Source organism: Rhodococcus sovatensis (assembly GCF_037327425.1).
In the GTDB taxonomy this organism is placed as follows: Bacteria; Actinomycetota; Actinomycetes; order Mycobacteriales; family Mycobacteriaceae; genus Rhodococcoides; species Rhodococcoides sovatense.
In genome coordinates this window covers 2,584,938-2,600,242 of record NZ_CP147846.1, presented here as the reverse complement: position 1 = coordinate 2,600,242, position 15,305 = coordinate 2,584,938, and the positions used below count along the sequence as shown (strand labels likewise).

The following is a 15,305-nucleotide window of genomic DNA, read 5'->3' as shown; positions in this document are numbered from 1 at the left end:
GCGCATAGGGTGTTCTTCCGTGGCCATCACGGTGTTCATCGCAGACGACCAGGCAATGGTTCGACAAGGATTCGGCGCGCTGCTGGCAGCGCAGAACGACATCAGCGTGGTCGGCGACGCCGACAACGGCGTCGCCGCCGTCACCGAGGTGAAGCGGCTGCGACCCGATGTCGTGCTGATGGATGTTCGCATGCCGCAGATGAACGGTCTCGAGGCGGCGCGTGCACTGATGTCCGCCCATCTCGACCCGCCGGTGCGGATTCTCATGCTCACGACGTTCGACATCGATGACTATGTCTACGAAGCGCTCACCATCGGGGCGAGTGGTTTCATGCTCAAGGATGCACCCGCCGACGAACTGATCCGGGGTGTGCGCGTCGTTGCTGCGGGGGAGGCGCTGCTCGCTCCATCGGTGACTCGAAGACTCATTGCCGACGTCACTTCGCGCCGCGCCGCGCCGCGTACTCACCCGTCGACGTTGGCGGTTCTGACCCCACGCGAACGTGAGGTTCTCGAATTGATTGCCCAAGGGCTCTCGAACACCGAGATCGCCGCGTCGTTGTTCGTTGCCGAACAGACCGTCAAGACTCACGTGGGCAAGGTTCTCGGGAAGCTCGGACTGAGAGACCGCGCACAAGCGGTCGTACTCGCGTACGAGAGCGGCCTCGTCACACCGGGATGAGCGCGCTCGCGCTGCCGACATCGCATCGAGGCGGCAAGATTTAGGGTATCGGGTATGGAGTCGACGAGAGGCGAAAAATTGCGCATCGGAGTTTTGACCGGCGGCGGTGACTGCCCTGGCCTCAATGCAGTGATTCGGGCCGTGGTCCGCACCGCAGATGCGCGCTATGGATCGACCGTCGTCGGGTTCCAGGACGGATGGCGCGGGCTGTTGGAGAATCGACGCGTTCAACTGCGCAACGACGACCGCAACGACCGTCTCCTGACCAAGGGCGGGACGATGCTCGGGACGGCCAGGACCAACCCCGAGGTGCTGCGAGCCGGACTCGACCGGATCAAGGAGACTCTCGAGGACAATGGAATCGACGTCCTCATACCGATCGGCGGCGAAGGAACGCTGACTGCGGCCAACTGGCTCTCGGAAGAAGGCGTCCCCGTCGTCGGAGTCCCGAAGACCATCGACAACGACATCGACTGCACAGACGTCACCTTCGGTTTCGACACTGCCCTGACCATTGCCACGGACGCAATCGATCGCCTGCACAGCACGGCGGAATCGCACCAGCGCGTCATGCTCGTCGAGGTCATGGGTCGGCACGCCGGTTGGATTGCATTGCACGCAGGCCTTGCTTCAGGGTCGCATATGACTCTCATTCCGGAGCAGCCGTTCGACGTCGACGAGGTCTGTGATCTGGTGCGAAAACGATTCCAGCGCGGAGACTCCCATTTCATTTGTGTCGTCGCCGAAGGGGCTAAGCCGAAAGAAGGGTCGATGTCGCTGGTCGACGGCGGTATCGATGAGTTCGGTCACGTCAAATTCACCGGCGTTGCCCATCAGTTGGGGCAGGAGATCGAGCGGCGAATCAACAAGGAAGTGCGAACGACGGTCCTCGGACACGTCCAGCGAGGCGGAACACCCACGCCGTACGACCGGGTGCTCGCCACGCGCTTCGGCGTCAACGCCGCCGATGCGGCGCATGCGGGTGACTTCGGCAAGATGGTCTCGCTGCGCGGCACCGAAATCGGGTTGGTGTCACTGTCGGAGGCCGTCAAGCAGCTCAAGCGGGTGCCCGAAAGTCGCTATGTCGACGCGGCCGCGTTCTTCGGCTGAAACGGCGGTCCTCGGGCCTTCGGCCCAGTGGCACGAAAGAGTGCACTGAGGTGCGCTCAACCGTGCCACTGGGGCGGAGCCCCTGGAACCACTGGGGGCGGAGCCCCTGGAACCACTGGGGGGGATCTAGATGCGGCTGGCTTCCTGCTGGATCTCGGACTCGCGCCGCTCGGTCTCGCGTCGCAGCTCGCGTCGCCGTCGCGCCGCTTCGAATCGCTGTCGGCCGACCGCGTTGTCCGGTGTGAGTGGCGGTAGCTCGAGTGGCTTGCCGTCGTCGCCGACGGCCACCATCGTGAAATAGCAACTATTGGTGTGTCGAGTCTCTCCGCGCTGAATGTTCTCGGTTTCGACGCGGATTCCGACCTCCATCGACGTCCGCCCGGTGTAGTTCACCGAGGCCGAGAACGTGACGAGTTCGCCCACGTGGATCGGTTCACGGAACACGACGCGGTCCACCGACAGTGTCACGACGTATGCCCCGGCGTATCGGCTGGCACAGGCGTATGCGACTTGGTCGAGGAACTTCAGGATCGTCCCGCCGTGTACGTTCCCGGAGAAATTGGCCATGTCCGGAGTCATGAGCACTGTCATGAAGAGCGTCTGTTTCGCTGTGTCCGTCACCGGACGAGCGTAGCCAGCACCCGTGGTTACTCGCGCGTTGTTCGGAGCGCATAAACTCCTCTGCATGACTGCAGCCTTGGTCGATCTGATCGATTACGACGACGTACTGACCCGTTTCGACCCCGTGTTGGGTATGGAGGTCCACGTCGAGCTGGGCACAGCGACCAAGATGTTCTGCGGTTGCCCGACGGCGTTCGGCGCGGAGCCCAACACCCAGGTATGCCCGGTCTGCCTGAGTCTCCCCGGAGCGCTACCGGTGGTGAACTCGGCAGCCGTGGAATCCGCGATCCGCATCGGCCTCGCTCTCAACTGCTCGATCACCCCGTGGGGGCGCTTCGCGCGAAAGAACTACTTCTACCCTGATCAGCCGAAGAACTACCAGATCTCGCAGTACGACGAGCCGATTGCGACCGAGGGATACCTCGATGTGTTGCTCGACGACGGCAGCACGTTCCGCGTCGAAATCGAGCGCGCCCACATGGAAGAAGACACCGGCAAGTCGACGCACGTCGGTGGCGCCACGGGCCGGATCGAGGGCGCGAGTCACTCGCTGCTCGACTACAACCGTGCCGGCGTCCCGCTCGTCGAGATCGTGACCAAGCCGATCACCGGAACCGGTGCGCGGGCACCAGAAGTCGCTCGTGCATACGTGACGGCACTCCGTGATCTTCTGAAGGCGTTGGAGGTGTCCGACGTCCGCATGGACCAGGGTTCGCTGCGTTGCGACGCGAACGTCTCGCTGATGGAGAAGACTGCGACCGAGTTCGGAACCCGTACCGAGACCAAGAACGTCAACTCTCTCAAGAGCGTCGAGGTGGCGGTGCGCTACGAGATGCGACGGCAGGCAGCTGTCCTGCAGAGCGGCGGCGAGGTCATTCAGGAAACACGTCACTTCCAGGAAGTGGACGGCACGACCTCCAAGGGACGAAAGAAGGAGACGGCGGAGGATTACCGGTACTTCCCTGAACCCGATCTGGCCCCGGTTGCTCCCGACGCAGCGTGGATCGAAGAACTACGCGCGACGCTTCCCGAGCTCCCGTGGCTCCGGCGTGCCCGCATTCAGGCGGACTGGGGAGTGTCCGACGAGGAGATGCGAGACCTGGTCAACTCCGGCGCACTCGAACTCGTCGCTGCGACGGTCGATGCCGGTGCGACGGCTCAAGCGGCTCGCTCGTGGTGGGTGTCCTACCTCGCGCAGCAGGCGAACATCGCGGGTGTGGAGCTCACCGAACTTGCGATCACCCCTGCCCAGGTGGCGGAGGTCGCAAACCTGGTCGCCGACGGCAAGGTGAACAACAACGGCGCACGTCAGATCGTCGACGGTGTTCTTGCCGGCGAAGGCGAACCGGCCGCGGTCATGGCTGCACGCGGTCTCGTCGTGGAGAAGGACGACACGAAGTTGCAGGCAGCCGTCGACGAGGCGCTCGCGGCCAATCCCGGTGTGGCCGACAAGATTCGCGCTGGCAAGGTGCAGGCCGCAGGCGCAATCGTAGGTGCTGTCATGAAAGCCACTCGGGGACAGGCTGATGCCGCACGTGTCAAGGAACTCGTACTGGCTGCTTGCAGCTGAGCTGAGGTAGTCCGATGCCCTCGGCTGGAGCGTCGCTGTTCGCGATAGCGCTGATCGCTGTCCTTGCGCCGCTCCTTGCCGGGTTCGTGCCGCGCAGGCTGCTGCCTGAAGTCGTTCTTCTGCTGGTGTTCGGCATGATCGTCGGACCCAACGTTCTCGGTTGGGCCGTCGACGGCAGCGAGGTCGATCTGCTGCGACAGCTCGGTCTCGGAATGCTGTTCCTGCTTGCGGGATTCGAGATCGACGTCTCGGAGATCACTGGACGGGGCGGTCGTCGCGCAGTGGTCACATGGCTGGTCAGTCTCACCGCGGCGTTCGCAGCCGTGTTGTTGCTCGGACGTTCCGGAGCTGTGTCCGCGGAGATCGCTGTCGCGATAGCGTTGACGTCGACAGCTCTCGGCACACTCTTACCGATACTGAAGGACAGCGGTCTCCAGAGCTCCGCACTGGGACGCACCGTGATCAATCACGGCGCGATCGGTGAACTCGGTCCGGTGATCGCGATGGCGATCCTGCTGGGTACGCGTGGAGATATCGAGTCCATCGTGATCCTCGGGTTGTTCGTCCTTGCCGCGATCGCGGTCGGCTTCGTGCCGCTCGCTCTGCGGCGTGAAGGATCGAAGCTGCTCGCGGTGATCCGTCGAGGTTCGGACACCACCGCGCAGACGACCGTGCGCCTGACGGTTCTTCTCCTGATCACGCTGACCGCAATCGCGACGGTCTTCGGTCTCGACATCATCCTCGGCGCGTTCGCAGCGGGCTTCATCTTGCGTCGCGTAGTCCCAGCCGGTGACGAGCAACTGGAGGCAAAGCTCGGGGGTCTGGCGTTCGGCTTTCTGATTCCGGTCTTCTTCGTCACTTCGGGCATGTCTATCGACATCCACGCCGTCGTTGCTGCGCCAGGTGTTCTCGTCGCATTCTTGGCTCTTCTCGTCCTGGTACGAGGATTGCCGGTGTTCTTCGCGACGCGGTGGGACGCGGAGAACAGGTTCAGCACGCGCGAACAAGTGCGCGTCGCGCTCTACGCGACGACGGGCCTTCCGCTCATCGTCGCAGTCACCGGCGTGGCCGTAGATTCAGGCCAGATGTCGACCGCGAACGCGTCGATACTCGTCGCGGCAGGCGCTATCACGGTGCTCGTCCTGCCGATGATTGCGACTCTGCTCGCCGACGACACCGGCGCTAGTCGAAGCTGCCGCCGCCCGCAGGAACCGGGATCTTGACGACCCGGTCGTCGTTGGGCCCCGGCGTCTCGCCGTTCTTGTTGACGGTGCCTGCCCAAATCTGGCCGTCGGGAGCGATTGCGGCTCCGTTCAACTGGCCGTAGCGGTCCTGTACGAGCAGAGACGGTGCAGCTGTGACCGCGCCGGTGTTCTCGTCGGTGACCAACACCGCCATCGCCTTGGCGTTCGTCAGCGCGATGGCGACCGCGCCCGGACCGGCCCCGCACCCGGCGACGCCCGGTCGGTCAGGCCAAGTCCAGACGGGGGAGATGACGGCGCCGAGTGGATCGATGCGTTGGAGTCGATCTTCGACGGCAGTGCGATCGGTGACCCAGATTCCGCCCGACGGGTCGATGCAAACGTCGCCGGCTGTACCGATGCCGCTGAGTGCAACCTGCGGGGCAGGGCCGTTTCGAGCCGGAACCAGGGACTCCACGCGAAGAAGCTTGCCGGCGAGGGACGCCGGGTCGGTTGCGGCGGCAGGATTACCTGCATCCCCGGTCAGAACCAGCAGCTGCCTCGGGTTGTAGAAGTCGAGTGCCCCGCGATTCCCCTGTGCGCTCTTCGGAATTCCGGTGAGGACGTCTTTCGGCGTGTCACCCGCGGCGATGCGAACGACGCGGTTGTCCGACTGCGTCGTGATGTACGCGTACATCAGGCCGTCCTCGGCGTAGCTGGGCGACAGGGCCAGATCGAGCAAGCCACCGTCACCACTGGCGTCGACGTTCAGCCTCGCGATCTCGATCGGAGAGGTGCCCTGCGCCACTTGCATTATTCGACCGGTGCGACGTTCGGCAACCAGCGCAGACGCACCGCCCGGCAGCATGACGAGCCCGCCGGTGGTGTCGAGGCACGTAGCAATGACGTTCGGATCGAGATCGACGCATGGGCCGGGAGGTGTCATCGGACCGTTCGGCGTCGTGGACGTCGGGGGGGCATCTGGATCGGCGGGATCGATCTCGGCGGCGCCGAAGGAGGGCTCGGGGGTGAAGGGAGAAGCGGTCGAGTCGTCGAATCGGGCACAGCCGGCCACGAGGACCGTGGTCATCGCAACGACGGTCGCGAGGGTTGCTGTTCGGGACACCGCGCGCACCAGCTTCATACCCGAAACGTTACTCGAGGGCCCGGCAAGGCCTGCGATGCGACGCACAACTCGGCGCCGCGCCAGGGTGGAATGGAGGGGAATCGACCTTGGTTCGTTCTAGTGTTGACGTGTGACCGACAAGCCTCGCGACCCCGAACGATCCGACACAGGCTACGAGCCCGCGTCGAGTCCGTACGATCAGCCGACCGAAAAATTGCAACCCAAGACCGAGGACGAACTGGACTTCGGAAGAAGTGGGTCGGGGACATACCCGACCGAGCAAATCCCGTCGTTCCGGCCGTCGCAGTTCGACGAACCGATCGCGCCGGACAGTCGCTCGGGATACTCGGAGCAGCCGACCGAAGTGATGCAGTCGACTCCGGCGCCGGCGTACGCCCCCGCAGAACCGGAGCCCGTGGTGCGGACCGAGACGGTGGAGATCCCGGCACGACGCGGGACGACCGACCTCGGATTGCTGTTGCTCAGGCTCGTCGTCGGTGGAATCTTTCTCGTTCACGGTCTGCAGAAGCTCGTCGGTATCTGGAACGGACCGGGACTCGACGGCTTCCGTTCCCTGCTCGAGGACACCGGCTACGAGCAGGCGAACATACTGGCCATCGCCGGCGCGGTCGGCGAAACCGCTGGTGGAGCACTGCTGATCCTCGGTCTCGCAACACCGTTCGCCGGCGCCGCGGTGCTGAGCGTGATCATCAATGCGTGGTGCTTCAAACAGGCTGCGGAGCCCGGCTTGCAGTTCTTCGCACCAGGCGGCGTCGAATACGAAACGGTGCTCGGTATCGCAGCTGCCGCGATCATTCTGACCGGTCCCGGAAAGATCGCTCTCGACGGTCGTCGGGGATGGGCGACGCGTCCGCGATTCGGTTCGTTCCTCGCGCTGGTCCTCGGCGTCGCCGGAGGCGTGTGCATGTGGATCTTCCTCAACGGTGCGAATCCGCTGGTCCAGTAGGACTGCTGCTTCACCCGGGCCTCCGGCCCAGTGGCGTGGTTATGTGCACCGGAGTGCACTCAACCACGCCACTGGGCCGGGACGGCCGGCTACGGAACGTATCGGACTGCACCCTTGTCGGCCGAGGTCGCGAGCGCCGCGTAGGCGCGCAGCGCAGTCGTGACGGTGCGCTGACGGTCCACCGGCTGCCACGGACGCTCGGAAGCCTCCATCTTTGCCCGACGCGAAACCAGGGTCTCCTCGTCGACGAGGATCTCGAGTGTGCGCGATGCAACGTCGATGCGGACCTGGTCACCGTTCTCGACGAGACCGATCACACCACCTGCAGCTGCTTCCGGAGAGATGTGGCCGATGGACAGCCCGGACGTTCCGCCGGAGAAGCGCCCGTCGGTGATGAGAGCACACACCTTGCCGAGCCCCGCGCCCTTCAGAAACGCTGTCGGATGCAACATCTCCTGCATGCCCGGACCGCCCTTGGGACCCTCGTACCGCACGACCAGAACGTCGCCAGCAGTGATCTTCTTCTGCAGGATCGCCGAGACGGCCTCCTCCTGCGACTCGACGACGAGTGCAGGGCCTTGGAACGAGAACAGTTCCTCGTCGATGCCCGCGGTCTTGAGGATGGCGCCGTCGAGCGCAATGTTCCCTCGCAGCACCACCAGACCACCTTCGACGGTGTACGCATGCTCTTTGTCTCGGATGCATCCGCCGGCAGCGTCGGTATCGAGAGAGGACCATCGGTTCTCGGTCGAGAACGGCTCGATCGTGCGCACGCCGCCAGGGGCGGCGTGGAAGAGCTCCATGGCCTCGTCCGACGCCTTGCCCGAGCGAACGTCCCACGTGTCGAGCCACTCGTCGAAGCTCTTCGTATGGACTGTCGACACGTCGGTTTCCAGTAGGTCTGCACGACGGAGTTCACCGAGAAGTGCCGGAATTCCGCCTGCCCGGTGGACGTCTTCCATGTGGTAGTCGGAGTTGGGGGACACCTTCGACAAGCACGGCACCTTGCGACTGATCGCGTCGATGGTGTCGAGATCGAACTCGACCTCGCCTTCCTGCGCTGCCGCCAAGGTGTGCAACACCGTGTTGGTGGAACCGCCCATTGCCACGTCGAGAGCCATCGCGTTGCGGAAGGCGGCAGGAGTTGCGATGTTTCGCGGCAGAACGGACTCGTCCTCGTCGCGGTAGTACTTGAGTGCCGCCTCGACGACGGTTGTGCCCGCACGCTGGAACAGCGCGTATCTGGCCTTGTGGGTGGCGAGCGTGGAGCCGTTGCCGGGCAGCGCCAATCCGAGCGCCTCGGTGAGGCAGTTCATGGAGTTGGCAGTGAACATTCCGGAGCAGGACCCACACGTCGGGCACGCACTGCGCTCGACTTCGTCCAATCCGTCCTCGGACACTGCATCGTTGGCGCTTGCCGAGATCGCGGTGATGAGGTCCGTCGGGGCCTGCGCGACGCCGCCGACGACGACTGCCTTGCCTGCCTCCATCGGCCCGCCCGAGACGAAGACGGACGGAATGTTCAGCCGCATGGCCGCATTGAGCATTCCAGGCGTGATCTTGTCGCAGTTGGAGATGCAGACAAGTGCGTCGGCCGTGTGTGCGTTTGCCATGTATTCGACCGAATCGGCAATGATCTCGCGGCTCGGAAGTGAATAGAGCATGCCGCCGTGGCCCATGGCGATTCCGTCGTCGACGGCGATGGTGTGGAACTCGCGGGGGACACCGCCCGCGGCGCGGACGGCGTCGGCGACGATCTCGCCCACATTCTTCAGATGGACGTGCCCGGGTACGAACTGCGTGTAGGAATTTGCGATCGCCACGATCGGTTTGCCGAAATCTGAATCTGTCATTCCGGTGGCGCGCCACAGCGAGCGCGCGCCCGCAGCGTTGCGTCCGACAGTGGTAACTCGTGACCGTAGCGGCGGCATAAAGTGTTTTCCTCAATCCCGAAAGCGGTTATCGCTTTCTCGAGATTACTCCCGCCCTACAAGCCCTTTTCCTCTGGAGTGACCGTCTCGTCCTCGTCTGCAGCGGCGGCCGCTGCCGCGTACGGGTCGGGGATTCGCCCACCGCTGGCTTCGGCGAGCAGCGGTAGGTGTTCGAATCGAACCAACGGAAGCGACTTCTCGGATTTGTCGTCGAGAACGACCCGTGCCCAACGGCGATCGGGGAAGTGGATCCCGCGGACCTCGTCCCAGCGAACCGAGTCGGATCCGAGGACTCGGCGCATTGCCAGTCCGTCCGGACCGACGACTGTGCGCACACGGAGCACCCAGACGGCAACGGCGATCGGAATGACGAACAGCCATCCGAAAGCGGCGGGCCAACTCATCGCCGGGAAGGCGACACCGAACGCGAGGAGGGCGACGCCGACCAGCGCTAGGCGCGGGAGACGGATGACCTGCTGCGACGGATCGGGCGTATGGGAGGATATGTCCGGTGGTTCGGACTGCTGCGAAGGTGACACCCCTTCATCTTCGCATTGCATCTACGCGATCTCACATAATGGGATTGCGTCGTGACGAGTTTGACTGTTCGCTATGCGCGCGCCTACCGTCGAGCGCGTGAAGCGAACATGGATACTCGTAATCGGCCGGCGCGTCGTCGCCTGAGCCGGTTAACTCCTACTCGCATCGACGCGCCACCCTCGTCCAGCCTCGGCTGACGGGGGTTTTTTCTTGCCCAGAGATCGCCCAGCAATATCTTTCATCCTGAGGAAGCATCAGTGAGCGCACCAATCGCACGCCCAGGGCCCACGACACGCAAGTCGGGGGCAGCCAACAGCTCGTCGGCGCCCGAAATAAACGGCGCCATCGACGGATCCCGACGCCACGTCGCCCCCGAGAAGGTGACCGGCGCACAATCCGTCGTTCGAGCACTCGAGGAACTCGACGTCGACACGGTATTCGGCATTCCGGGTGGCGCCGTGCTTCCGGTATACGACCCGCTGTTCGATTCGAAGAAGGTCCGACACGTCCTCGTTCGCCACGAACAGGGCGCGGGTCACGCTGCCACTGGATACGCGCAGGCCACCGGCCGCGTCGGCGTCTGCATGGCCACGTCCGGGCCTGGTGCCACCAACTTGGTGACACCGCTCGCCGATGCCCAGATGGACTCGGTCCCGGTCGTCGCGATCACCGGACAGGTCGCTCGCAGCCTCATCGGCACCGACGGCTTCCAGGAAGCCGACATCTCCGGCATCACCATGCCGGTGACCAAGCACAACTTCCTGATCACCGATGGGGTCGACATCCCGCGCATCATGGCCGAGGCGTTCTACATCGCGTCATCCGGACGGCCCGGCGCTGTTCTCGTCGACATCCCGAAGGACGTCCTGCAGGCGCAGACCACGTTCTCGTGGCCGCCGGAGATGCGCCTGCCGGGATACCGTCCGGTGACCAAGCCGCACGGCAAGCAGGTGCGCGAAGCAGCCCGGTTCATCGCCGACTCCAAGCAGCCCGTCCTGTACGTCGGGGGCGGCGTCATCAAGGCGAACGCATCGGCTGAGTTGCTCGAACTGGCCGAACTGACCGGCATCCCGGTCGTCACGACATTGATGGCGCGCGGCGCATTCCCGGATACACACCAGCTGAATCTGGGTATGCCGGGAATGCACGGCACCGTTGCAGCTGTGGCGTCTCTCCAGCGGAGCGACCTGCTCATCACGCTGGGTGCACGTTTCGACGACCGCGTCACCGGACAGTTGTCGTCCTTCGCGCCGAATGCCAAGGTCATCCACGCCGATATCGACCCCGCCGAGATCGGCAAGAATCGCTACGCCGACGTCCCGATCGTGGGTGACTGCAAAGAGGTCATCACCGAGCTGATCGAGGCGATCCGCGCCGATCAGGCAACCGGCACCACCCTCGAGCTCGAGGATTGGTGGAAGTACCTCGACGGGATCCGCAAGACCTACCCGCTCAGCTACGACCGTCCGAGCGACGGCAGCATGTCTCCGGAGTTCGTGATCTCCTCGGTCGGCAAGTTCGCCGGACCCGATGCGATCTACTGCGCCGGTGTCGGACAGCACCAGATGTGGGCTGCTCAGTTCATCAACTACGAGAAGCCGCGGACGTGGCTGAACTCAGGCGGTCTCGGCACGATGGGATATGCAGTTCCCGCGGCGATGGGTGCCAAGATGGGCCTTCCCGACGCCGAGGTGTGGGCCATCGACGGCGACGGCTGCTTCCAGATGACCAACCAGGAGCTCGCGACGTGTGCAGTCGAGGGCATCCCGATCAAGGTCGCGGTGATCAACAACGGCAACCTGGGCATGGTGCGTCAGTGGCAGACCTTGTTCTACGAAGAGCGCTACTCGAACACCAACCTGGGTACCCACGGCGCGCAGCGCATCCCTGACTTCGTCAAGCTGGCGGAAGCGCTGGGTTGTGTCGGAATTCGTTGCGAGCGTGAGGAAGACGTCGACGCTGTCATTGCACAGGCGCGTGCGATCAACGACCGCCCTGTCGTCATCGACTTCATCGTCGGTGCCGACGCCCAGGTGTGGCCGATGGTGGCTGCGGGTACCGGCAACGACGAGATCATGGCGGCGCGCGGGATCCGTCCGTTGTTCGACGATGACGAAGCTTCCGTCGCGGAGCCGGCAGTCATCCACGAGGCCATGGCACGCGAACAGGCTCACGGCGACGCCCTGCACGCAGAAGTTCAGTCAACCGACGCGAAAGGCATCGACCAGTGAGCACGAGCCATACCCTCAGCGTTCTCGTCGAGGACAAGCCAGGTGTGCTGGCCCGCGTCGCCGCACTGTTCTCACGGCGCGGCTTCAACATCTCCTCGCTTGCCGTCGGTGGCACGGAGATCCCCGGGATCTCACGCATGACGATCGTCGTGACTGTCGACGAGTTCCCACTCGAGCAGGTGACGAAGCAGCTCAACAAGCTCATCAACGTCATCAAGATCGTCGAGCAGGACGACGACTCGTCGGTTGCGCGTGAGCTCCTGCTCATCAAGGTTCGGGCAGACTCGAGCGTGCGCAGCGAGGTCATCGAGACCGTCAACCTCTTCCGCGCCAAAGTGATCGACGTATCACCCGAGGCCGTGACGGTCGAGGCGACGGGCACACGCTCGAAGCTCGATGCGTTGCTCAAGATGTTGGACCCCTATGGAATTCGAGAAATAGTTCAGTCGGGAGTCGTTGCCGTCGGACGTGGACCGAAATCGATCACCGCGTCGCGCTAGCGACCTTGCGTGATGAACAGCTGAACCCAAGAGGAAAGGTATTAACCAGTGGCAGTCGAGATGTTCTACGACGACGATGCTGATCTGTCGATCATCCAGGGCCGTAAGGTCGCCGTCATCGGATACGGAAGCCAGGGCCACGCGCACTCGCTGAGCCTCCGCGACTCGGGCGTCGAGGTCCGAATCGGTCTGAAAGAGGGATCGAAGTCCCGCGCCAAGGCCGAGGAGCAGGGCCTGACCGTCGGAACACCGGCCGAGGTTTCGGCCTGGGCCGACGTCATCATGGTGCTCGCACCCGACACCGCACAGGCGTCGATCTACAAGGAAGAGATCGAGCCGAACCTGAAGGACGGCGACGCGCTGTTCTTCGGCCACGGACTGAACATCCACTTCGATCTGATCGAGGCACCGGAATTCGTCACCGTCGGCATGGTTGCGCCGAAGGGACCAGGCCACCTGGTACGTCGTCAGTTCGTCGACGGCAAGGGCGTCCCGGCGCTCATCGCCGTCGATCAGGACCCGAAGGGCGAGGGCCAGGCGCTCGCGCTGTCGTGGGCCAAGGGCATCGGCGGAACCCGCGCAGGCGTCATCAAGACCACGTTCAAGGAAGAGACCGAGACCGACCTCTTCGGTGAGCAGGCCGTGCTCTGCGGTGGCACCGAGGAACTAGTCAAGGTCGGCTTCGAGGTCATGGTCGAGGCCGGCTACGCACCCGAGATGGCGTACTTCGAGGTTCTTCACGAACTCAAGCTCATCGTCGACCTGATGTACGAGGGCGGCATTGCTCGCATGAACTACTCGGTGTCCGACACCGCGGAGTTCGGCGGCTACCTCTCCGGCCCTCGCGTCATCGATGCAGGCACCAAGGAACGCATGAAGGCGATCCTGGCCGACATCCAGTCGGGTGAGTTCACCCGTCGCCTCGTCGCCAACGTCGAGAACGGCAACACCGAGCTCGAAGGACTGCGCAAGGCCAACGCTGAGCACCCCATCGAGGTCACCGGCAAGAAGCTGCGCGACCTGATGAGCTGGGTCGATCGGCCGATCACCGAAACCGCCTGACTTTCGGCTGCACGCCGAGGGCACCCGTGGCGCGTGTTCGATACGCGTGCGGGTGCCTCTCGCTCGTCCCCCCCGCGAGGGTGGGAACCTGTTCCATCCGGCCGGACATCTAAACTCGACCCGCACCGCAGACACAAAGCCCAGCTCGACCGACAAAAGTTTCGAACCGACATAGGGGAGTTTTTCACGTGAGCCAGCCAGGCCGTCCTGTCGTACTGATCGCCGACAAACTTGCGCAGTCCACCGTCGAGGCACTCGGCGACGGCGTCGAGGTTCGTTGGGTCGACGGCCCGGACCGCCCGGCACTGCTCGCCGCGGTCCCCGAGGCCGATGCGATCCTCGTTCGATCCGCCACCACCGTCGACACCGAAGTGCTCTCGGCCGGAACGAACCTGAAGATCGTCGCCCGTGCAGGCGTGGGCCTCGACAACGTCGACGTGCTCGCTGCCACCGAGCGCGGCGTCCTCGTCGTCAACGCTCCGACGTCCAACATCCACACCGCAGCCGAGCATGCTGTCACGCTGCTTCTTGCTGCCGCTCGCCAGATTCCGGCGGCGGACGCGACGTTGCGTCAGCACGAGTGGAAGCGCAGCAAGTTCAACGGAGTCGAAATCTTCGGCAAGACAGTCGGCGTCGTCGGACTCGGCCGCATCGGTCAGCTGTTCGCACAACGGCTGGCAGCCTTCGAAACCCACATCATCGCGTACGACCCGTATGTCTCCGCTGCCCGGGCAGCTCAGCTCGGCATCGAACTCGTCACCCTCGACGAATTGCTGACCCGTGCGGACATGTTCTCCGTCCACCTGCCGAAGACACCCGAGACCAAGGGCATCATCGGCAAGGAAGCACTCGCCAAGACCAAGCCTGGCGTCATCGTCGTCAACGCTGCCCGTGGTGGACTCGTCGACGAGCAGGCGCTCGCCGATGCCATCACCAGTGGCCACGTCTTCGCTGCAGGCATCGATGTCTACGCGTCGGAGCCCTGCACCGACAGTCCGTTGTTCGGGCTGCCGCAGGTCGTGGTGACTCCGCACCTCGGCGCCTCGACCACCGAGGCGCAGGATCGCGCAGGCACCGACGTCGCCAAATCGGTACTGCTGGCTCTCGCAGGTGAATTCGTTCCCGACGCCGTCAATGTCAAGGGTGGCGCTGTCGGCGAAGAGGTTTCGCCATGGCTCGAAATCGTCCGCAAGCAGGGCGTGCTGCTCGGTGCGCTGTCCGAGGAGCTACCCGCATCGCTTTCGGTCGATGTCCGCGGCGAACTGGCGGCTGAGGACGTCGAGATCCTGAAGCTTTCGGCGCTGCGCGGGCTGTTCTCCGCTGTCATCGAGGACTCGGTCACGTTCGTCAACGCTCCGTCGCTCGCCGAAGAACGAGGCGTCACAGCCGACGTCACCAAGGCGACCGAGAGCGAGAACCACCGCAGCGTCGTCGACATCCGAGCCGTCTACGGCGACGGAACCGTCCTCAACGTCGCCGGAACGCTCACCGGTACCTCGCAGGTGGAGAAGATCGTCAACATCAACGGTCGCAACTTCGATCTGCGAGCCGAAGGCAAGAACCTCATCGTCAACTACGCCGACCAGCCGGGAAGCCTCGGCCGCATCGGTACGTTGCTCGGCGACGCAGGCATCGACATCCAAGCTGCCGCACTCAGCCAGGATTCGGAAGGCGATGGCGCGACCATCCTGCTTCGCGTCGACAAGGACGTGACCTCGGAGCTCCGAGCGAGTATCGCCAGCGCAGTGGGCGCATCGACGATCGAACTCGTCGACCTCTCCTGA

Annotated in this window: 13 protein-coding genes; 9 read left to right on the top strand and 4 right to left on the bottom strand. The window is 64.1% G+C overall.

Annotated elements, in window-relative coordinates:
• Nucleotides 1-19: 19 nt before the first annotated feature.
• Nucleotides 20-682, top strand: a complete 663-nt coding sequence (locus WDS16_RS12150) for a response regulator transcription factor (protein WP_338892886.1) — start codon at nucleotides 20-22, stop codon at nucleotides 680-682.
• Between the two features lie 78 nt (nucleotides 683-760).
• A complete protein-coding gene (locus WDS16_RS12145) occupies nucleotides 761-1,792 on the top strand; it encodes an ATP-dependent 6-phosphofructokinase (protein ID WP_338893391.1) in 1,032 nt (343 codons plus the stop codon).
• 126 nt (nucleotides 1,793-1,918) lie between these two features.
• Here the strand turns inward: WDS16_RS12145 and WDS16_RS12140 are convergent, their stop codons facing one another.
• Nucleotides 1,919-2,383, bottom strand: a complete 465-nt coding sequence (locus WDS16_RS12140; protein WP_338893389.1) for an acyl-CoA thioesterase — start codon at nucleotides 2,381-2,383, stop codon at nucleotides 1,919-1,921.
• A gap of 94 nt (nucleotides 2,384-2,477) precedes the next feature.
• On the opposite strand from WDS16_RS12140, the gene gatB reads away from it, so the two are divergent.
• Both gatB and WDS16_RS12130 read left to right on the top strand, forming a co-directional pair.
• Nucleotides 2,478-3,983, top strand: coding sequence for an Asp-tRNA(Asn)/Glu-tRNA(Gln) amidotransferase subunit GatB (gatB, locus tag WDS16_RS12135; protein WP_338892885.1), 1,506 nt, complete (start codon nucleotides 2,478-2,480; stop codon nucleotides 3,981-3,983).
• Between the two features lie 14 nt (nucleotides 3,984-3,997).
• Complete coding sequence (locus tag WDS16_RS12130) at nucleotides 3,998-5,206, top strand: cation:proton antiporter (RefSeq protein WP_338892884.1); 1,209 nt, start codon at nucleotides 3,998-4,000, stop codon at nucleotides 5,204-5,206.
• On the opposite strand, the gene WDS16_RS12125 is transcribed toward WDS16_RS12130, so the two are convergent.
• Complete coding sequence (locus tag WDS16_RS12125) at nucleotides 5,166-6,308, bottom strand: PQQ-dependent sugar dehydrogenase (RefSeq protein WP_338892883.1); 1,143 nt, start codon at nucleotides 6,306-6,308, stop codon at nucleotides 5,166-5,168. The genes WDS16_RS12130 and WDS16_RS12125 overlap by 41 nt on opposite strands.
• A gap of 112 nt (nucleotides 6,309-6,420) precedes the next feature.
• On the opposite strand from WDS16_RS12125, the gene WDS16_RS12120 reads away from it, so the two are divergent.
• Nucleotides 6,421-7,257: a DoxX family protein gene (locus tag WDS16_RS12120; RefSeq protein ID WP_338892882.1), complete on the top strand. Its 837-nt coding sequence runs from the start codon at nucleotides 6,421-6,423 to the stop codon at nucleotides 7,255-7,257.
• A gap of 89 nt (nucleotides 7,258-7,346) precedes the next feature.
• Here the strand turns inward: WDS16_RS12120 and ilvD are convergent, their stop codons facing one another.
• Both ilvD and WDS16_RS12110 read right to left on the bottom strand, forming a co-directional pair.
• A complete protein-coding gene (gene ilvD, locus WDS16_RS12115) occupies nucleotides 7,347-9,188 on the bottom strand; it encodes a dihydroxy-acid dehydratase (RefSeq protein ID WP_338892881.1) in 1,842 nt (613 codons plus the stop codon).
• Between the two features lie 56 nt (nucleotides 9,189-9,244).
• Nucleotides 9,245-9,727: a PH domain-containing protein gene (locus WDS16_RS12110; protein WP_338892880.1), complete on the bottom strand. Its 483-nt coding sequence runs from the start codon at nucleotides 9,725-9,727 to the stop codon at nucleotides 9,245-9,247.
• A 258-nt stretch (nucleotides 9,728-9,985) separates the two neighbouring features.
• On the opposite strand from WDS16_RS12110, the gene WDS16_RS12105 reads away from it, so the two are divergent.
• The 4 genes from WDS16_RS12105 (at nucleotide 9,986) to serA (ending at nucleotide 15,305) form a co-directional block, all read left to right on the top strand.
• A complete protein-coding gene (locus WDS16_RS12105; RefSeq protein WP_338892879.1) occupies nucleotides 9,986-11,959 on the top strand; it encodes an acetolactate synthase large subunit in 1,974 nt (657 codons plus the stop codon).
• Nucleotides 11,956-12,459, top strand: coding sequence for an acetolactate synthase small subunit (ilvN, locus tag WDS16_RS12100; protein ID WP_068376145.1), 504 nt, complete (start codon nucleotides 11,956-11,958; stop codon nucleotides 12,457-12,459). The genes WDS16_RS12105 and ilvN overlap by 4 nt, the downstream gene beginning before the upstream one ends.
• Before the next feature lie 60 nt (nucleotides 12,460-12,519).
• The gene (gene ilvC, locus WDS16_RS12095; protein WP_338893387.1) at nucleotides 12,520-13,521 is read left to right on the top strand and encodes a ketol-acid reductoisomerase; all 1,002 of its coding nucleotides are present in this window, start codon (nucleotides 12,520-12,522) and stop codon (nucleotides 13,519-13,521) included.
• 188 nt (nucleotides 13,522-13,709) lie between these two features.
• On the top strand, nucleotides 13,710-15,305 hold the full coding sequence (gene serA, locus WDS16_RS12090) for a phosphoglycerate dehydrogenase (protein ID WP_338892878.1): 1,596 nt from the start codon (nucleotides 13,710-13,712) through the stop codon (nucleotides 15,303-15,305).